Genomic DNA, 16,598 nt, shown 5'->3' with positions numbered 1-16,598 from the left:
TCGCTGTCTCGGTAACGTCAGCCGCAGCCGGGTCGGCGTTGCCGCCGCACCGCCGTCGGAAGGGGGGCGAGCGTCATGCCGCAGGACACCCGGGCCGGCGTGGTCATCGGCGTCGACATCGGCACCACGAGCACCAAGGCCGTCGCGTACGACACCGACGGGCGGCAGCTCGGCAGCCACTCGGTCGGCTACCCGCTGGACGACCCGCAACCCGGCTACGCCGAGCAGGACCCGCACCTCATCCTCGACGCGGTGCTCAAGTCGGTGAGCGTGGTCGTGGCCGAGCTGGTCCAGCCGGTGGCCGGCCTGTCGTTCAGCTCCGCCATGCACAGCCTGATCGGGCTCGACCCCGACGGCAACCCGCTCACCGCATCGGTGACCTGGGCCGACTCACGCTCGACCCAGCAGGCCGAACGGCTGCGGGCCGTCCCGTCCGGGTTGGCCCTGCACCGGCGCACCGGCACGCCGATGCATCCGATGTCGCCGCTGCCCAAGCTGCTCTGGTTCGCCGAGCAGGAGCCGAAACTCTTCGAGCGCGTCGCGCACTGGGTGGGCATCAAGGACTGGGTGCTGCTGCGACTCTGCGACGCGCTCGTCACCGACCACTCGATCGCCTCGGCCAGCGGCCTGCTGGACATCCACCGACTGGAATGGGACAGCGAGGCGCTGGCCATCGCCGGCATCACCGAGGAGCAACTGCCCCAACTGGTGGCCACCACCGCCGTGCTGCCCGGCCTCACCCCGCAGGCCGCGGCCACCACCGGCCTGCCGGAGCGCACCCCGGTCGTGGTCGGTGCCGGTGACGGGCCACTCGCCAACCTGGGCCTGGGGGCGGTGCACCCCGGCATGGTGGCCTGCTCGATCGGCACCAGCGGCGCGATGCGGGTGATGGTGGAGCGGCCCGGCGTGGACCCGCTCGGCGGGGTGTTCTGCTACGCGCTCACCGAGCACCGCTGGGCGGTCGGCGGTGCGATCAACAACGGTGGCATCGTCCTCAAGTGGGCCGGCGAGGCGCTCGCCCCGGATCTGGGTGAGCACTCCGAAGAGGACCTGGTCGCCCTGGCCGCCCGCGCACCGGCCGGTTCGGGTGGGCTCATCATGCTGCCGTACCTGCACAGCGAACGGGCACCACACTGGAGCGCGTTGCCGCGCGGCGCGTACGTGGGATTGACCCACAGCCACCGCCGCGAGCATCTCATCCGTGCCGCGCTGGAGGGGGTCTGCCAGCAGCTCGCCCTGGTGCTCAGCTCGGTACGGGCGGCCGGCAACGAGGTCCGCGAGATCCGTGCCGGTGGTGGCTTCGCCCGCAGCGGCCTGTGGCGGCAGATGCTCGCCGACGTGCTCGGCCTGCCGGTGAGTTTCCCGGCCGGGCACGAGGGGTCGAGCTTCGGCGCGGCGCTGCTCGGCATGCAGGCGCTCGGCCTGATCCCCAGCATCGACGTCGCCGCCGACCTCGTCCGGATCGAGGAGACGATCCGCCCCGACCCGGCCGCTGCCGCCACGTACGCGGCACTGCTGCCCCTCTTCGCCGAGCTGTACGACGCGCTGACGCCCACGTTCACCTCGATCCGCCGGCTGGCGCCCGGCCTGCCCGCGGAGACCGAACCCGCCACCGGACCCCCGATGTGACCCTTCGGCCGGCCCGCCCCGGGCCGACCCCTCACCGAAGGTCGTGATCCCCGTGCCACCATCCCCCGCCCTGGCCGACCCGCTGACCGCCCTCGCCGCACCTGCCGAACCGGTGACCACCGCCGGTGACACCCAGCTCGTCATCGCCGCCCTGCTCGGCATCGCCGCCGTGGTGCTGCTGATCGCCTGGGCGAAGGTGCACCCGTTCCTGTCGCTGATCCTCGGCGCGGCGGTGCTGGGCGTGGCCGCCAGCGTCGCACCCGACAAGATGATCACCTCGTTCACCGCCGGGGTGGGCTCCACCGCCGGCGGTGTCGGGCTGTTGATCGCCCTCGGCGCGATGATCGGTGGTCTGCTCGCCGAGTCCGGCGGCGCCGACGGCATCGTCAACCGGACCGTCGGCCGGGTCTCCGGCCGGGCGTTGCCGTGGGCGATGGCCGGGGTGGCGGCGCTCATCGGGTTGCCGCTCTTCTTCGAGGTCGGCGTGGTGCTGCTGGTGCCGATCGTGCTGCTCGTCTCGATGCGGACCGACGTGCCGCTGATGAAGATCGGGATTCCGGCGCTTGCCGGTCTGTCGGTGCTGCACGGCCTCGTCCCGCCGCATCCCGGGCCGCTGGTGGCGATCTCCTCGCTCAACGCCGACCTGGGGCTGACGCTCGGGCTGGGCCTGCTGGTGGCGATCCCCACGGTGATCATCTCCGGGCCGGTGTTCGGCACGTTCATCGCCCGGTACGTGCCGGCGACGGCGCCCGCCGCGCTGCTGCCGACCCGCCGGGACCCGGGCCGGACCACCGGGACGGCGGCACCGCGCGATGTGGACGGTGACCTGCTCACCGACGACGACCTGGTCAACCCGGGCGGCGGACGACCGGGTGAGCCGGTGGACGACAGCGGCACGGAGACCGCCCGGCGGACCCCGGCGTTCTGGCCGGCGGTGATCACCGTGCTGCTGCCGGTGGTGCTGATGCTGCTGCGGGCGATCGGCGAGCTGACCCTGGACGAGGGCACCGCCGGCCGCAAGACGCTCGACATCGTCGGCACGCCGATCGTGGCGCTGCTCGCCGGGGTGATCCTGGCGATGTTCACGCTCGGCTACCAGGCCGGGTTCAGCCGATCCCAGGTCTCCTCGGTGATCGGCGGTTCGCTGCCGCCGATCGCCGGCATCCTGCTGATCGTGGCGGCCGGCGGCGGGTTCAAGCAGGTGCTGGTGGACGCCGGGGTGGGCAACCTGGTCGCCGACGCGGCCAAGGACGCCAGCCTGTCGCCGCTGTTGCTGGGCTGGCTCGTCGCGGTCGGCATCCGCGTCGCGACCGGCTCGGCGACCGTCGCGACCATCACCGCGGCGGGCATCGTGGCACCCCTCGCGGCGAGCCTGGACAAACCAGAGGTGGCCCTGCTGGCGCTGGCGATCGGCTGCGGGTCGCTGTTCCTGTCGCACGTCAACGACGCCGGGTTCTGGCTGGTGAAGGAGTACTTCGGACTGACCGTGGGGCAGACCCTCAAGAGCTGGTCGTTGATGGAGACGATCATCTCCGTGGTCGGTTTCCTCGGCGTGCTCCTGCTCGACCTGCTGCTGTAGCGACCGGGTCAGGGTGCCTCGACGCCGGCGATCAGGTAGCGCCGCACGTCGGCGTCGAGGATGGCCGCCTCCTGCGCGTCACTCTCCCCGGAGCCGCGGAAGGCCGCCAACTGCTCTGCGGACTCCCAGCGTTCGTAGACGTGGATCCGGCCGGGCTCCAGCGGGTCCGCCGCGAGCAGGAAGTCGAGGCAACCGGCGGCGGCGCGTGCCTGCGTGATGACCTGTTCGCAGCCGGCCAGGTACGCCTCGCGTGCGGTCGGCTCGACCTGCAAACTGCCTGCGATGATCAACATGGGGGGTCTCCAGGGGCCGGTGTGATTGATGAGGGTGATGCCTGTGAGTCATCTTGATGCCTGTGGGTCATCATGCCCGCAAGGACATCCTCGCCCAGACGGGTGACGCCGGTCTCGCTTGTCGCACCGGCCCCTGGCGCTTCATATCGTGCAAACGTGAGAAAAAGCGACAAGAAGCCCTCATCTTCCCGACTGGCGAGGTCTGTCCGCGTACCCCGCAGAGGGCTGGCGGCGACGGTCGCGCTCGCCATGCTCGCCACCACCGGGCCGGCCACCGCGGACGGCCCCGGACCCGGCGCGGACCCCGCGCAGCAGGCCGAGCCGGGGTACGGAGTCGCGCCGGGCGGCGGGCAGAGCCATGAGCCAGGTGTCGAGCCGACGCCGGAGCGGGCACCGACAAGCGAGGTGTCCTGGTTGTCGTTCCCCGGTGGCGTGTTCGCGGTGGACTCGCTCGGGCACACCGTGCGCTACCGGGCCTGCGCCGGTGACACCGGCCGGGTCGCCGACCCGGGCATGCTCGTCGCCGCCGGGGTGGCAAGCGGCGCGGTCGTCGTCGGGGGCACGGCCTACCGCTACCGGGTGCCGTTGACGGGCCGCAGCGAGGGCACGCTGGAGGTGATCCCACGGCACCGCCCGCCGGTCGAGCTGACCGGAGTGGTGGTCACCAGCCCGCAGCCGCCCACCGACCCGGTCGCGGGAGCCCGGCTGTTCCCGCTCAGCGGGCAGCTCGCCCGGGTGGTCGCCGACGCGAGCCTCAACCCGGCCGGAGTCACCGTCCGCGACCTGTCCGGCCGGTACGGCGACCAGCAGATCGCCGTCAACGGCGCGCTGCGCCCCAAGGCCGCCAGCGTGATCAAACTGTGGATCCTCGTCGAGCTGCTCCGGAGGGTCGACTGTGGACAGGTCGCGCTCGACGACGGCGTGCTGGTCACCCCGCAGGACGTGGTCGGTGGCACCGGCCAGCTCCAGTTCGAGACGTTCCCGCAGGTGGTCACCCTGCATCGACTCGCCCAGTACCTGATCAAATACAGCGACAACGTCGCCGCGAACGTGCTGATCACGTACCTCGGCGGGTTCGCCCCGGTCAACGCGCTTGTCGACTCGATGAACCAGCGGTCCACCATCCTGGCCCGCCGGATGCTCGACAGCGCGGCGGCGCAGCGCGGCGAGGAGAACTACACAAGCCCGGACGACGTGGTGTCCCTGCTCGGCGCGGTCTGGGACGGCGAGATCCTCACCCCCGCCTCCCGCGACCTGATGATCGGCTTCATGCGGGAACAGACCCTCAACACCAAGATCCCGGCGGCGCTGCCACCCGGGGTGCCGGTGGCCCACAAGACCGGCGACCTGCCGGACGCCTCCCACGACGTCGGCTACTACCTGATCCCCGGCACCGAGACCGCCGTCGCGTTCCTCACCGCCGGGCCGATGCCCAGCGGCGACGAGACGGTCCGCCGGATGGCCCGCACCGTCTACGACTTCCTGGTCACCCCCACCGCCGGCGCGGTCGAGGAGTGACCGGACGTCACGCGCCGGGGATGTTCGCCGGGGGGTCCTCGCCGACCAGGTCGGCCGCCGGCGGCTCGGCCGACACCGACAACCCGAAATCCGAGTACGTCAGGTCGAGCTGGGCGGTCTCCGACTGCTCGCTGGCCAACTCGATGCGGTAGCGGACCAACCGGCCCTGCTCGTCGAGAGTCGCGGTGAACGGCACCGCCCCGGCCCGGTCACCGAGCACACCGCCGACCCCGTTGCCCAGCACCGCGCCGCTCTCGCGCAGGTCGAGCGTGCCGGCGTACGCCCGTACCCCCGTCTGCCGGACGGACGTCGCCGCGCTGAGCGTGCCGGCGAGCTTGGTGTTGTCCAGGCCCTGTTGGGCCGGCGGCGAACCCGGCGCGCCGACATGCCACCAGGTCTTGCCGTCCCAGACCGGAACGCGGCGGTCCGGAGCGCTGATCCGCACGTAGACGTCCGGCCCGGTGGTGAGCCGTTCGATCTTCACCTCGCCGGTGGGCACCTTGAGCGAGGTGGTCTCCAGACCACGCTTCGCCGTCGGGTCCCAGAGCACCACAGTGGCGTCGCCGCCCGCGGTCCCGCCGGTGCCCAACGTCAGCTTGTAGGTCTGCTTGTCGACCTGCGCGGCGGCGGCCGTCAGCACCCCGGCCGGGTCGGTCGAGGTCGCCGACGCCGCCGGGCGACCCGCGTCGGGTTCGTCGCCGGTGGCCGCCAGCGCCCACACCCCGGCGGCCACCGCCACCGCGAGGACGGCACCGGCGACGATCAGTTTCGGCTTCTGCACGGTCATCTCCCCGGGGGCGGTGCGGTCCGGCCAGACTAGCCGGACCGCCCGCGCCGCTGCGCCGGGTGGACGCCGGGCGATCAGGCGCGGCTGATCGCGTTGGCGTGGATGGCCTCGTTCAGGTACGCGGCCAACCCCGGGGCGATGTTCTCGAAGTACGCGGTGAACCGCTCGTCGGCCAGGTACATGTCGGCCAACCCGGTCTGTACCTCGTACGAGCACTCGTAGAACCAGCGGCTGATGAGCTGCCGGTGCTCCTCGGCCAACTCCATCGCCTCCGGGCTGTCCGCCGGCACACCCGAGGCCAGCACCGCCACCATCCGCCGACCCCAGTCCTCGTTCTCCGCCTTGTTCCGCAGCCAGTCGTCCTTGGTGTACCGGGCGACCCGCCGGTTCGACTCCCGGTACGCCTCGGTGCCACCCCAGCGCTGCTCCGCCTCGGCCTGGTACGCCTCCGGGTCGACGTCACCGAAGACCTCGAACCGCTCCTCGGGCGTGAGTTGGATGTTCACCTTGCTCGCCTCCATCGCGAACTCAATCGCCGTGACCATCTCCTGCAACCGTTTGATCCGCACCGTCAGCAACTCGTGCTGGCGGCGCAGGTGCGCGGCCGGGTCGACCGCCGGGTCGTCGATGATCGCGCTGATCTCCTCAAGCGGGAAACCCAGCTCCCGGTAGTACCTGACGAGTTGCAGCCGTTGCAGGTCCGCGTCGTCGTAGCGGCGATAACCGGCCGAGGTCCGCCCGCTGGGCGTGAGCAACCCGATCTCGTCGTAGTGGTGCAGCGTCCGCACCGTCACGCCGGCGAGCTTCGCCACCTGACCCACCGTGTACGCCATGGTTTCCCTCCCTTCCGGAAACCAGGCTCCCGCCTGCCGTTACGTCAGGGTCAAGCCCTGATTCTGGCCCACCATGGCGGGCGCGTCCGGCCGCCCGTACAAGTAGCCCTGACCGCGTGGGCAGCCGATCGCGGCGACCGCCTCGTGCTGACGCTCGGTCTCCACCCCCTCGGCGACGACGGTCAGGTCGAACGCGCCGGCCAGCCGGGTGACCATCTCCACGGTGGCGTACGCGCGGTCGTCCGACCCCAGCCGGGTCACGAACGACCTGTCGATCTTCAGCTCGGTCGCCGGGATGCGGTGCAGGTAGCTCAGTGACGAGTACCCCGTGCCGAAGTCGTCGATGGCGATCTTGATGCCCAGCTCGCGAAGCTGGTGCAGCCGCTCCAGCACCGCTTCGGTGCCCTCGATCAGCGCCGACTCGGTCAGCTCCAGGGTCAACGCCCGCGGTGCCAGCCCGGCGGCACTCGTGGCAGCGGTGACAGTGGCGATCAGGTCGGGACGACGCAGGTGCGCCGCGGCGATGTTCACCGCCACCGTCGCGTCCGGCACCCGGTCCCGCCAGGTCGCCGCGGCCCGGCACGCCTCGTGGATCACCCACCGGTCGATCGGCAGGATCAGACCGGTCTCCTCGGCCAACGGCAGGAACCTCGCCGGCGGCAGCATCCCCAGCCGCGGGTGCCGCCACCGGACCAGCGCCTCGGCACTGCGCACCGCACCGGTGGAGAGGTCGACGATGGGCTGGAACTGAAGCCGCAGTTGGTCCTCGTCGACAGCGCGGCGCAGGTCGGCGATCAGCTCGGCACGCGAGACGGCCGACTCGCGCAGCGCCGGAGTGCACGTCCGGTACGCGGACTTCCCCGCCGCCTTCGCCGCGTACATGGCGATGTCGGCGTCGCGCAGCAGATCGGTGTGCGAGGCGTGCTGCGGGCCGAGCTCGGCGATGCCGATGCTCGCCGACGGGTGCACCCCGACGTCGTCCTCACCGTCGGAGGGTCGCAGCGCGTCCAACAGCCGCTCGGCGAGCCGCTCGGGTGAGACCTGTCGGTCGCCGTCGACAAGCACCGCGAACTCGTCCCCGCCGAGCCGGGCGATGATGCCGTCGTCGGCCACGACAGCCCGCATCCGGGCCGCCAGTCCGGTCAGCAGGGTGTCGCCGGTGGCATGCCCGAAACGGTCGTTCACCTGCTTGAACCCGTCCAGGTCGAGCAGCAGCACGGCCGCCGGTCGGCCGTCGCGCAGGGCCAGCCGCAGCCGCCGGTTGAACAGCAGCCGGTTGGGCAGCCCGGTGAGCTGGTCTCCGTACGCGAGGCGGCGCAGCCGGACCACCAGTCGCAGGTTCTCATTGGCGGCCAACCCCTGCCGCACCGCGAGAGCCCCGAGCAGGACCATCATGGTCACGAAGATCAGCTGCGGGGTCTGCCCGGTGGGTCGGCGGGCCAGCACCACCGCGACGATCGCCCCACCCACCGGCAGGTACGGCAACGCCACCCGCCACCAGGGCGGCAACGGCGACTCGGCGGCCTCGTCGGTGCCGTCACAGTCCGGCGGCGGCGGTCTGCGGGTGGCCAGGCCGATCAGCAGGTAACTCACCGGCCAGCACAGGTCGATCGGGTGACCGGCGGTGTAGTCGGCCCGCGCGACGAGCGAGACGTAGACGACGTCGGCGACGACGCGCAGGGTGAGGCTCGCCGCGAGCAGGCTCATCGGCCGCCACATCGGCCGGGCCGGCCCGGCCACCGCGACCAGGATGGTGAGCTGCATCAGGTCGAACATCGGGTAGAGCAGCCCCAGCGTGCGCGCCGGGTCGGCCAACTCGGCGGCGGCGACCCCCCGAAAGACCAGCACCCAGGCGATCGGCACCAGGGCCAGGGCGACGATCACCCCGTCCAGCAACGTGCGGGCCCGCCCCACCGCGGACCGTGGCGCGGACGGCGAACTGAGCAGCGCGGCCGTGCCGGTGAGGATGCCGGCGGTGAAGACCACCCCGACCACTGGTGTGTGTGGCAGGTCGCCGCCGACGAGACGCTGCACCGTCCAGATGGCCCGGCCCAGCGCGGCGAGCGCCATGGTGACGGCGAGCAGCACCCAGAACCTGCGCAGCGGGGCCGGATGTCGACGGGCCACGCCGGCACACGCGACGGTCGCCCAACCGGCCACCACCAGTGCGCCGACGTCACTGACCAGCGCGGCTCCGGGCAGGGCGGCGACGAGCCAGAACGCCTCCACGAGGATGACCCCAGCCGTGAGGATCGCACCGGCGGGGTTGAGCTTCCCCACAGCCTGCTTCACGTCCTGACGGGACACGGTCGCTCCGGCTTCGTCGTGCGTGCACCCTCAGGAGGACCGGTCCACGGCAAACCCCGAAAGCCTAACCAGCGCCCAGGTAGGCCGCCACAGCACTCCAGCGACCGAGTGTGGCGGCAGCACCCAGCCGACGGCCGCCCCGAAGGTCACCAGCGACCGCCGGAGCGGTTCCAGGGTGAACGGGGCAGCGCGGTGCCGGCCACGGGACGGCGTGCGCGACGGCGTTTGCGCCGGCCGGGGGTGCACGGCGGACGGGCGACGGTGTGTACGGCCACGTCGGCCGATGACGTCGGTCGGCCGATCAACCAGCACAGGAAGCGATCCATCGCGGGCTCAGCCGACCGGGAGGCGGTCGGCGTCGGACCGGGAGATCTCGTACTGCGCCCCGCAGAACGTGCACTGCTGCGCGTAGCGGGTGCGGATCGGAATGAGAGGGATGAAGAAGAGGGTGAATTTCGTCGAGCGGCGGGTGATCACCTGCGCGGCGTGGTTGCCGCAGTGGCGGCAGACCTGCTGCACGACACCGGAGCGGTCGACCTTGGTACGCAGACCAAAGATGAAGAACATCGCCCGCCAGTACCCACCCAACCGCGAAAAGTCACCAGATCTCACCGACGGATCGGGACAATCATCACCCCCTCATGCACAAGATCGTGCTCGATCCAGGATGTGGTGGCCTCCGGAGCGAACGAGGCCACTACATCCCTGATCGAGCACGATCAAGGCGCTACGGGTCAGTTGGCCGGTGCGGGCTCCAGGCCGGGGATCTCCTCGGAGACCCAGATCGGCTGCCAGTCCGGCACCTCGTGGAAGCGGCGCAGCTCGAACAGCCCGGCAACCGACCCGCTCCAGGCCCCGTACGGGGGGTTGGCCTCGTCGAAGCCGCTCTGCACGAAGGTCAGCGTGGTCCGCCCACCGGACTCGGCCAGCTCCCAGTTCGTCACGCCGGTCGGTCCCCAGTCGACGGACATCCGCCGACCCGGCTCCAGGTCGACGATCTTGGCCGCGTAGCCGTTCTCGAAGCCGCCCATGGCGTACCGGCCACCGACCCAGGGCTCGATGCCGATCGGGTAGCCGAACCAGGCGCTGGCCTGCTCGGAGTTCGTCAACGACTCCCACACCTTGTCCACGGGGGCGGCGATGACCAGCTCACCGCGCAGGTCGGCGGAGGTGAAGTCGGTGCGGGGCAGCAGGGGCTTGCCCTCCAGGTGGGCGGCCAGGTTGGCGATGGCCAGCGCCCAGTACGTCTGGAGCACGCCTCGAATGCTCGATCCGCTCATCGCCTCGGCGAAGTCGAAGTGGCTCTGCGTCAGCGTGAGGACCGTGCTGTCCGGGCCCTCGGCGGTGAGCTGCAACTCGGTGGTGGTCTCCACCCCGTCGAGCAGCCAGGTGAAGCGAAGCGTGTCGTCGTCGGCGTGCAGCAGCCGCTGGTGCGGGGCGTTGCCCTCGGGGGTGTAACGGCCCCAGAACTCGTACCGCTGGGGCAGCTCGACCTCGGCGTGCTCGGCCAGCCAGAGACGCAGCTCGGCCGGGTCGGTCAGGGCCTGGCGCACGCGCCCGACGGGCGCGGAGAGACGGGCCTGCACCTTCATCGGTTCACTCATTGTCGTTCCCTTTCGGATAGCAGGCGACGGCCAGCTTGAAGGCGTCGCCTTCGCTGCCGCCGTAGCGACTGAACAGGTCCTGAAGTGCGGTTTGCAGGTCGTGCAGGAACTGCTGGCGCTGCTCGGCCGGCACCCGGATCTCGCCGGAGACCCCGATCGAGGGCAGCTCGGGCGCCGCCCGGTCCAGGCCGGCGATGTCGGCCTGGACCTCTTCCATCAGGTCGAGCAGGTAGCCGAGGCTCAGCTCGTCGCGGGCCCGACGTAGGCCGATCCGGCCGACGAGCCGGGGGGACAACCAGTAGGACCGGGCGGCCGCCTGGTAGATCCCCTCGGTGATGCCGCGGACCTTGCGTTCCTTCACCAGCTCGACGAGGCCGGCCGCGACGAGCTGCTTGACGTGGTAGTAGACGCGCTGCGGTGTCTGGTCGAGTCGGGCCGCGACCTCCGTGCAGGTGCGCGGTTCGGCGAGTTGCCGCAGCACCTCGACGCGCTGCGGCTTGAGCAGGACTTCGGCCTGCTCGATCTGCTCCAGGTACAGGACATCTCTCATGGCAAAATCAGTTTGTACGTACAAAACGTGTTTGTCAATCGGTTCGCGAGAAGCCGCGCCGAATTTCTCGACGCGGCTTCAGGCAGCGTTCAGCAGGTGATCAGGGCAACCAGTCCGGTCGCAACGGGTAACCGTTCACCCCGTCCGGGCCGTTGTGCGTGGCAAGCACCTGGTGCAACTGGATGCCGTTGCGCTCGAACGCCATCCGGGACCCGGCCATGTACAGCCCCCACACCCGGGCGGTGCCCGCACCCACCTCAGAGACGCAGAAGTCCCAGTGCTCCACCAGGTTGCGGCACCAGGCGGCCAGCGTCAGCGCGTAGTGCTGGCGCAGGTTCTCCTCGTGGTGCACCTCCAACCCGGCGTCGTGCACCTCGCTGATCAGCCGACCCGGGCCGGCCAACTCCCCGTCCGGGAAGACGTACCTGTCGATGAACGCGCCGGAGCGGTGCGGCGCCCGATTGTCCGCCCGCGTGATGGTGTGGTTGAGGAGCCGACCCCCCGCCCGCAGCCGGGACCGCAGCGCCCCGAAATAGGTCGGGTAGTTACGCACCCCGATGTGCTCGGTCAACCCGATCGACGAGATGGCGTCGAACTGCTCCGCCGGCGCGTCCCGGTAGTCCAGGTGCCGCACCTCGGCCAACCCGGTCAGGCCCTCCCGCTCGATCGCCGCCTGCGCCCACTGCGCCTGCGCCTTCGACAGGGTCACCCCGAGGGCCTTCACGCCGTACTCGCGGGCGGCGTGCCGGACCATGCCACCCCAACCGCAGCCCACATCCAGCAGCCGCATCCCCTTCTTCAGCGCCAGCTTGCCGGCGACCAGGTCGTACTTCGCCGCCTGGGCCTGCTCCAGCGTGTCGTCCGGAGAACGGAAAACCGCACAGGTGTACGTCATCGACGGGCCGAGCACCTTCTCGTAGAAGGCGTTGGAGACGTCGTAGTGGTGCGAGATCGCCGTGCTGTCGCGCACCCGCGAGTGCCGCAGCCCGTTCACCACCCGCTTCCACCGCGGTTGCGCCTCCTGTGGCGGAGCCGGCGGCGGCATCAGCCGCTCCCAGCCCAGCCCCCGGACCAGCGCCAGCCCGTCGGCAAGCGACGGTGGGCGCAGCCGCAGCTCGTCCTTGAGCACCCGCAACGCCTCGTACGGGTCACCCGGGTGCACCCCCTGCAACGCCAGGTCACCACTGACGTAGGCCCGGGCCATGCCCAGGTCGCCGGGAGCGGTGAGCAGGTAGGACAAACCCCGCTCGGAACGGATCGCCAGGGTGATACCGGCGTCGGACGGGCCGACGGAACTGCCGTCGTACCCGGTGATCCGCACCGGCAACGGCCCCGCGGTGACCGCGCGGACGACATCCGCGACGGTCGGACCCGTGTGCCGGCCCCCCGCCGGCGGGGTGGCGGGGACGCTCGCCGCCCCCTGATCTCTGTCGGTCAGGCTCATGCTCGTGCTACCGCCTTTTCGTACAGTCCCGTCAGCCGGTGGTCCGGGTCGTAGCGGTCTTTCACCGCCCGCCATGTGTCGCCGCCGTACAGGCGATCGAAGGCGTCCCGGTCGTAGTACGCGTCGGAGTAGAGCGACTTGTGCCCGCCCAACTCCGACACCCTGCGTTCGATCGTGCGGTTGACGTCGCCGTCGGCGGCGCCGGGCGCGATCGGCACGCTCCCCCAGAAACCAATGTTGACGTAGTCCTGCCCCGAGTGGAGCGGATACAGCGGCCACGACCGCGCGGAACCGGGACCCTCCGGCTCGCGCAACCGCAACGGGCAGAGCCACACCGGGGTCATCCCCACGCTGCCCGCGAACCACCGCAGGAAGTCGGCAGTGCGGTCCAGCGGGATCTCCACGTCCTGCACGACCCGCTCGCGGGCCGGCTGGCCGCGCAGCCGGTCGATCCGGGCCGCCACCTGGTGCCGGTGCTCGAGGCGGACCAGTCGGTGATAGACGTCGCTGCGCCGGTAACGCGCCGGCCAGAGCCTGCGCACGACCGGGTGCTGCGCGCCGAACGCCGACGAACACCAGAACCAGTCGGTGTCCCAGCGCCACAGATAGTCGTACGCGGTCAGCACGTCCCGGGTACGGCGGCGCAGCGACCGGTAGTAGATCGCCTGGCCGGTGTAGTCGCTGGGCGGGCCGGCCGCGTCGGTGAAGGTGCCCAGGATCAGGTACGCCTCACCGGGGCTGAACATCACGCCGTCCATCACGTCGACCGGTTCGCCAGCCCAGGAACGGGTGGCGGTCACCTCGGCAATCGCGTCGGTGAGCGCCTCCAGCTGGGTGAACCGGATGTTGCGCAACGCCACGTACCGACCGATCGGTTGCAGCTCGATGCGCAGCCGCGTGGCGTACCCGAGGCTGCCCAGCGAGTTGGGGAACGCGGTGAACAGGTCGGCGTGCTCCCCGTCCGGCCGGGCGGTGACGATCTCGCCGGAGCCGGTGAGGATGTCCATCTCGCGTACCGACTCGTGGGGCAGGCCGTTGCGGAACGAGGTCGACTCGATCCCGAGGCCGGTCACCGCCCCACCCAGGGTGATGGTGCGCAGTTGCGGCACCACCAGGGGCATCAGGCCGTGCGGCAGCGTCGCGTCGACCAGGTCCTCGTAGGTGCACATGCCCTGCACGTCGGCTGTGCGGCCGGTCGGATCGACCGACAGCACGCCGTTCAGGCCACTCACGTCGAGCCCCGGAGTCCGGGGTGCGGACCGGGGACGGAACAGGTTGGAGGTGCGTTTGGCCAGCCGGACAGGCTCGCCCGTGGGCACCGCGGCGTACGACCGCCGCAGCGTGTCCACCGCTTGATCATGGTCAATGGGGTGATCCACACGCTCAGCGCGCATGTGATCACCTTACGCTCGTACCTGGAAAACCGTGGGATGTGGGCCGTGGCGGTTTCCCGTCCGGTGGCGGGCCGGGCGATTACCGTGGCGGGCATGCCATCGCCCGCGATCACCGCCCTGGACGCCGCCGGACTGACGTATCGGCTGGTCAGACATGGTGCGGTAGACAGTCTCGCGGAGGCCGCAGCAGTCCGGGGCGTGGCCGTCCCCGACGTCGTCAAGACGATCGTGGTCCGCCAGAGTGGAAATCATCACCTGTTCGTGCTCACCCCCGGCGACCGGGTCATCTCCTGGCCCAAGCTGCGCGCCCTGCTCGGGGTGCACCGGCTCTCCATGCCGGACGCCGCCGGGGCCCTGGCCGCGACCGGCTACGAACGCGGCACCATCACCCCGTTCGGCGCGAGCACGGCGTGGCCGGTGATCGCGGACGAGCGACTGCGCGGGCGGGAGATCACGTTGGGCGCCGGGGAGCGTGGCCTCGCCGTCGCGGTCGACGCCGACGCCACGATCGCGGCCCTCGACGCCACTGTGGCCGACGTCACCGACCCGCAACCCACCCGCTGAGCGCGCCGTCGATCCGGGTCGTCAGGTCACCCACCGACTGGCCGTCGCCGACGGCGGTGGGTGAGGATGGCGGCTATGTCCGCGCCCGAGGAACGCCCCGAGCCCACCGGCACCGTCTACGGCGGCGGCCGACGGGCAGCACGACCCGGTCCGCTCGCCGATCCGCTGCTGCGGGTGGCGCTGGCGGTCGGGCTGGTCGGCGCACTCCTCGGGGTGGTCTTCGCCATCGGGCTGTTGGACGGTGACGACGAATCGACAGTGCCGGCGACGGTCGGCGCGTCGTCCACCGACCCGCAGCCCACCGACGCGCAGCCCACCGGCGTGGCGGCCGAGCCGAGCCCGAGCACCGTTGAGCCGCTGACCGGGCCCCGGGTGTTCAAGGCCGACTCGGGCCTGTGCCTGGGGCTCTACGGCGACGGCGAGCAGGCGAAGGCGCACTTGGCGGCCTGCACCGGCGGCCCGGAGCAGGATTGGGTGATCACCCCGGTCGGCCCGGAGGTGTCGACGGTGGCCAACGCCGCGTCCGGGCAGTGTCTCGACGTCGCGGGTGGCAGCCAGGACGACGGCACGCCACTGATGCAGTTTCCCTGCCACGGTGGGGCCAACCAGCAGTGGCGGCTGAGCCCCATCGGCGGCGGCCCGGTGCTGCTGGTCGCGGTGCACAGCGGCAAGTGCGCCCAGGCCGACGACGAGGGAACCGAGGCCGGCGACGACATCCGGCAGCGGCCCTGCGACGACGGGCCAGCCCAACAGTGGACCCTGGGCTGACCAGCCGACGCACGCCGGGTCAGCCCCGGAAACTCCACGCCTTCGGCGCGGTCGCGGCGGCAAGCACGGCCTCCGGCACCGGTCGGCCCGGCCGACGACGCAGCAGCAACGACAGCCCGGCGGCGCCGATCGACAGGGCACCGGCCACGTACCAGGCCATCGCGTAGTCGCCGAGCTGGTCCCGCACCAGCCCCGCACCGGTAGCGGCGACCGCCGCGCCGAGCTGGTGGGCGGCGAACACCCAGCCGAACACCACAGCCCCGGCGGCTCCGAAGTACTCCCGGCACAGCGCCACAGTCGGCGGCACGGTCGCCACCCAGTCCAGGCCGTAGAAGATGATGAACACCAGCATGCTCGGCTTGGCGGTGCCGGCGAACAGGCTCGGCAGGACCAGCAGAGACGCCCCACGCAGGGCGTAGTACATGCCGAGCAGCAGCCGGCTGTCCACCCGGTCGGTGAGCCACCCGGACGCGATGGTCCCGACGATGTCGAAGAGCCCGACCAGGGCGAGCAGCCCGGCCGCGGTGGTCTGGGCCATGCCGTGGTCGTGCGCGGCCGGCACGAAGTGCGTACCGACGAGGCCGTTGGTGGTCGCGCCGCAGATCGCGAACCCGCCGGCCAGCAACCAGAACGGCCGGGTCCGGGCCGCGGTCGTCAGCGCGCCGAGCGCCCGCGCCGCCGCACCGCCGGTCGCCGGCGGCGCCGCGACGACCTCGGTCGCCCCGTAGGCGGGCAGCCCGAGATCCGCCGGGTGCTCACGCAGCAACCACACCACCAGGGGTACGACCGCCAGCGCGGCTCCGGCCACGACGAGTGCGGCGACACGCCAGCCGTGGTCGCGTACCAGGATGGCGATCAGTGGCAGGAACACCAGTTGCCCGGCCGCACCACCGGCGGTCAGCACTCCGGTGACGAGACCCCTTCGGCGCACGAACCAGCGCCCGGTGATGGTGGCCACGAACGCCAGCGCCATCGAGCCGGTGCCCAGCCCGACCAGCACACCCCAGCAGAGCAGCAGTTGCCAGCTGGCGCTCATGAAGACCGTCAACCCACTGCCCGCGGCGACCAGCAGCAGCGCCACCGAGACCACCCGGCGGATGCCGAACCGGTCCATCAGGGCGGCGGCGAACGGCGCGGTGAGCCCGTAGAGCAGCAGGTTCACCGAGACGGCGGCGGAGATGGCGGCCAGGGGCCAGCCGAACTCCTCGTGCAGGGGGTGCAACAGCACCGACGGGGTGGCGCGGAAGCCGGCCGCGCCGACCAGCGCCACGAAGGCGACGGCGGCGACCAGCCAGGCGGGATGGAGGCGGTTCTTGGTCACGCGACAA

General features: G+C 71.5%; 15 protein-coding genes. 5 read left to right on the top strand and 10 right to left on the bottom strand.

Features of this window, described 5'->3' with window-relative positions:
* Nucleotides 1–75: 75 nt before the first annotated feature.
* Nucleotides 76–1,629 (top strand): gluconokinase, encoded by a 1,554-nt coding sequence (locus AB0F61_RS02510; protein ID WP_357802545.1) that lies wholly within the window; start codon nucleotides 76–78, stop codon nucleotides 1,627–1,629.
* A gap of 52 nt (nucleotides 1,630–1,681) precedes the next feature.
* Nucleotides 1,682–3,208 carry an SLC13 family permease gene (locus AB0F61_RS02505; protein ID WP_357802543.1) on the top strand — a complete coding sequence of 509 codons (1,527 nt, stop codon included), beginning with the start codon at nucleotides 1,682–1,684 and terminating at the stop codon, nucleotides 3,206–3,208.
* Between the two features lie 8 nt (nucleotides 3,209–3,216).
* On the opposite strand, the gene AB0F61_RS02500 is transcribed toward AB0F61_RS02505, so the two are convergent.
* The gene (locus AB0F61_RS02500; protein WP_357802542.1) at nucleotides 3,217–3,501 is read right to left on the bottom strand and encodes an antibiotic biosynthesis monooxygenase; all 285 of its coding nucleotides are present in this window, start codon (nucleotides 3,499–3,501) and stop codon (nucleotides 3,217–3,219) included.
* 156 nt (nucleotides 3,502–3,657) lie between these two features.
* On the opposite strand from AB0F61_RS02500, the gene AB0F61_RS02495 reads away from it, so the two are divergent.
* A complete protein-coding gene (locus AB0F61_RS02495; RefSeq protein WP_357802540.1) occupies nucleotides 3,658–5,019 on the top strand; it encodes a serine hydrolase in 1,362 nt (453 codons plus the stop codon).
* 7 nt (nucleotides 5,020–5,026) lie between these two features.
* Here AB0F61_RS02495 and AB0F61_RS02490 read toward each other — a convergent pair whose 3' ends face one another.
* The 8 genes from AB0F61_RS02490 to AB0F61_RS02455 form a co-directional block, all read right to left on the bottom strand.
* The gene (locus tag AB0F61_RS02490; RefSeq protein ID WP_357802538.1) at nucleotides 5,027–5,800 is read right to left on the bottom strand and encodes a hypothetical protein; all 774 of its coding nucleotides are present in this window, start codon (nucleotides 5,798–5,800) and stop codon (nucleotides 5,027–5,029) included.
* An 80-nt stretch (nucleotides 5,801–5,880) separates the two neighbouring features.
* Nucleotides 5,881–6,639 (bottom strand): MerR family transcriptional regulator, encoded by a 759-nt coding sequence (locus tag AB0F61_RS02485; RefSeq protein WP_357802536.1) that lies wholly within the window; start codon nucleotides 6,637–6,639, stop codon nucleotides 5,881–5,883.
* 39 nt (nucleotides 6,640–6,678) lie between these two features.
* Nucleotides 6,679–8,931, bottom strand: coding sequence for an EAL domain-containing protein (locus tag AB0F61_RS02480; protein ID WP_357802534.1), 2,253 nt, complete (start codon nucleotides 8,929–8,931; stop codon nucleotides 6,679–6,681).
* Nucleotides 8,932–9,279: 348 nt separating this feature from the next.
* Entirely contained in the window at nucleotides 9,280–9,513 is a 234-nt protein-coding gene (locus AB0F61_RS02475) for a zinc-ribbon domain-containing protein (RefSeq protein ID WP_357802532.1), read from the bottom strand.
* A 167-nt stretch (nucleotides 9,514–9,680) separates the two neighbouring features.
* Nucleotides 9,681–10,550, bottom strand: a complete 870-nt coding sequence (locus AB0F61_RS02470) for an SRPBCC family protein (RefSeq protein WP_357802531.1) — start codon at nucleotides 10,548–10,550, stop codon at nucleotides 9,681–9,683.
* The gene (locus AB0F61_RS02465) at nucleotides 10,543–11,100 is read right to left on the bottom strand and encodes a helix-turn-helix domain-containing protein (protein WP_357802529.1); all 558 of its coding nucleotides are present in this window, start codon (nucleotides 11,098–11,100) and stop codon (nucleotides 10,543–10,545) included. Before AB0F61_RS02465 ends, AB0F61_RS02470 begins: the two co-directional genes overlap by 8 nt.
* A gap of 100 nt (nucleotides 11,101–11,200) precedes the next feature.
* A complete protein-coding gene (locus AB0F61_RS02460; protein WP_357802528.1) occupies nucleotides 11,201–12,544 on the bottom strand; it encodes a class I SAM-dependent methyltransferase in 1,344 nt (447 codons plus the stop codon).
* Nucleotides 12,541–13,938, bottom strand: coding sequence for an FAD-binding oxidoreductase (locus AB0F61_RS02455; protein ID WP_357802526.1), 1,398 nt, complete (start codon nucleotides 13,936–13,938; stop codon nucleotides 12,541–12,543). Before AB0F61_RS02455 ends, AB0F61_RS02460 begins: the two co-directional genes overlap by 4 nt.
* A gap of 93 nt (nucleotides 13,939–14,031) precedes the next feature.
* Here AB0F61_RS02455 and AB0F61_RS02450 point away from each other — a divergent pair, with 93 nt between their 5' ends.
* Entirely contained in the window at nucleotides 14,032–14,502 is a 471-nt protein-coding gene (locus AB0F61_RS02450) for a YbaK/EbsC family protein (protein WP_357802525.1), read from the top strand.
* 75 nt (nucleotides 14,503–14,577) lie between these two features.
* Complete coding sequence (locus tag AB0F61_RS02445; protein WP_357802523.1) at nucleotides 14,578–15,270, top strand: RICIN domain-containing protein; 693 nt, start codon at nucleotides 14,578–14,580, stop codon at nucleotides 15,268–15,270.
* 19 nt (nucleotides 15,271–15,289) lie between these two features.
* Here the strand turns inward: AB0F61_RS02445 and AB0F61_RS02440 are convergent, their stop codons facing one another.
* Nucleotides 15,290–16,591, bottom strand: coding sequence for an MFS transporter (locus tag AB0F61_RS02440; RefSeq protein WP_357802522.1), 1,302 nt, complete (start codon nucleotides 16,589–16,591; stop codon nucleotides 15,290–15,292).
* Nucleotides 16,592–16,598: the final 7 nt, after the last annotated feature.

This window comes from Micromonospora sp. NPDC023888, from assembly GCF_040639415.1.
In the GTDB taxonomy this organism is placed as follows: Bacteria; Actinomycetota; Actinomycetes; order Mycobacteriales; family Micromonosporaceae; genus Micromonospora.
This window is presented reverse-complemented; position numbering and strand designations above follow the sequence as displayed.

What these genes read in the sequence shown, in the direction of transcription:
- AB0F61_RS02510 (WP_357802545.1), top strand. Translation starts at nt 76, where the DNA reads ATGCCGCAGGACACCCGGGCCGGCGTGGTCATCGGCGTCGACATCGGC.
- AB0F61_RS02500 (WP_357802542.1), bottom strand. Translation starts at nt 3,501, where the DNA reads ATGTTGATCATCGCAGGCAGTTTGCAGGTCGAGCCGACCGCACGCGAG.
- AB0F61_RS02485 (WP_357802536.1), bottom strand. Translation starts at nt 6,639, where the DNA reads ATGGCGTACACGGTGGGTCAGGTGGCGAAGCTCGCCGGCGTGACGGTG.
- AB0F61_RS02475 (WP_357802532.1), bottom strand. Translation starts at nt 9,513, where the DNA reads ATGTTCTTCATCTTTGGTCTGCGTACCAAGGTCGACCGCTCCGGTGTC.
- AB0F61_RS02470 (WP_357802531.1), bottom strand. Translation starts at nt 10,550, where the DNA reads ATGAGTGAACCGATGAAGGTGCAGGCCCGTCTCTCCGCGCCCGTCGGG.
- AB0F61_RS02465 (WP_357802529.1), bottom strand. Translation starts at nt 11,100, where the DNA reads ATGAGAGATGTCCTGTACCTGGAGCAGATCGAGCAGGCCGAAGTCCTG.
- AB0F61_RS02460 (WP_357802528.1), bottom strand. Translation starts at nt 12,544, where the DNA reads ATGAGCCTGACCGACAGAGATCAGGGGGCGGCGAGCGTCCCCGCCACC.
- AB0F61_RS02455 (WP_357802526.1), bottom strand. Translation starts at nt 13,938, where the DNA reads ATGCGCGCTGAGCGTGTGGATCACCCCATTGACCATGATCAAGCGGTG.
- AB0F61_RS02450 (WP_357802525.1), top strand. Translation starts at nt 14,032, where the DNA reads ATGCCATCGCCCGCGATCACCGCCCTGGACGCCGCCGGACTGACGTAT.
- AB0F61_RS02445 (WP_357802523.1), top strand. Translation starts at nt 14,578, where the DNA reads ATGTCCGCGCCCGAGGAACGCCCCGAGCCCACCGGCACCGTCTACGGC.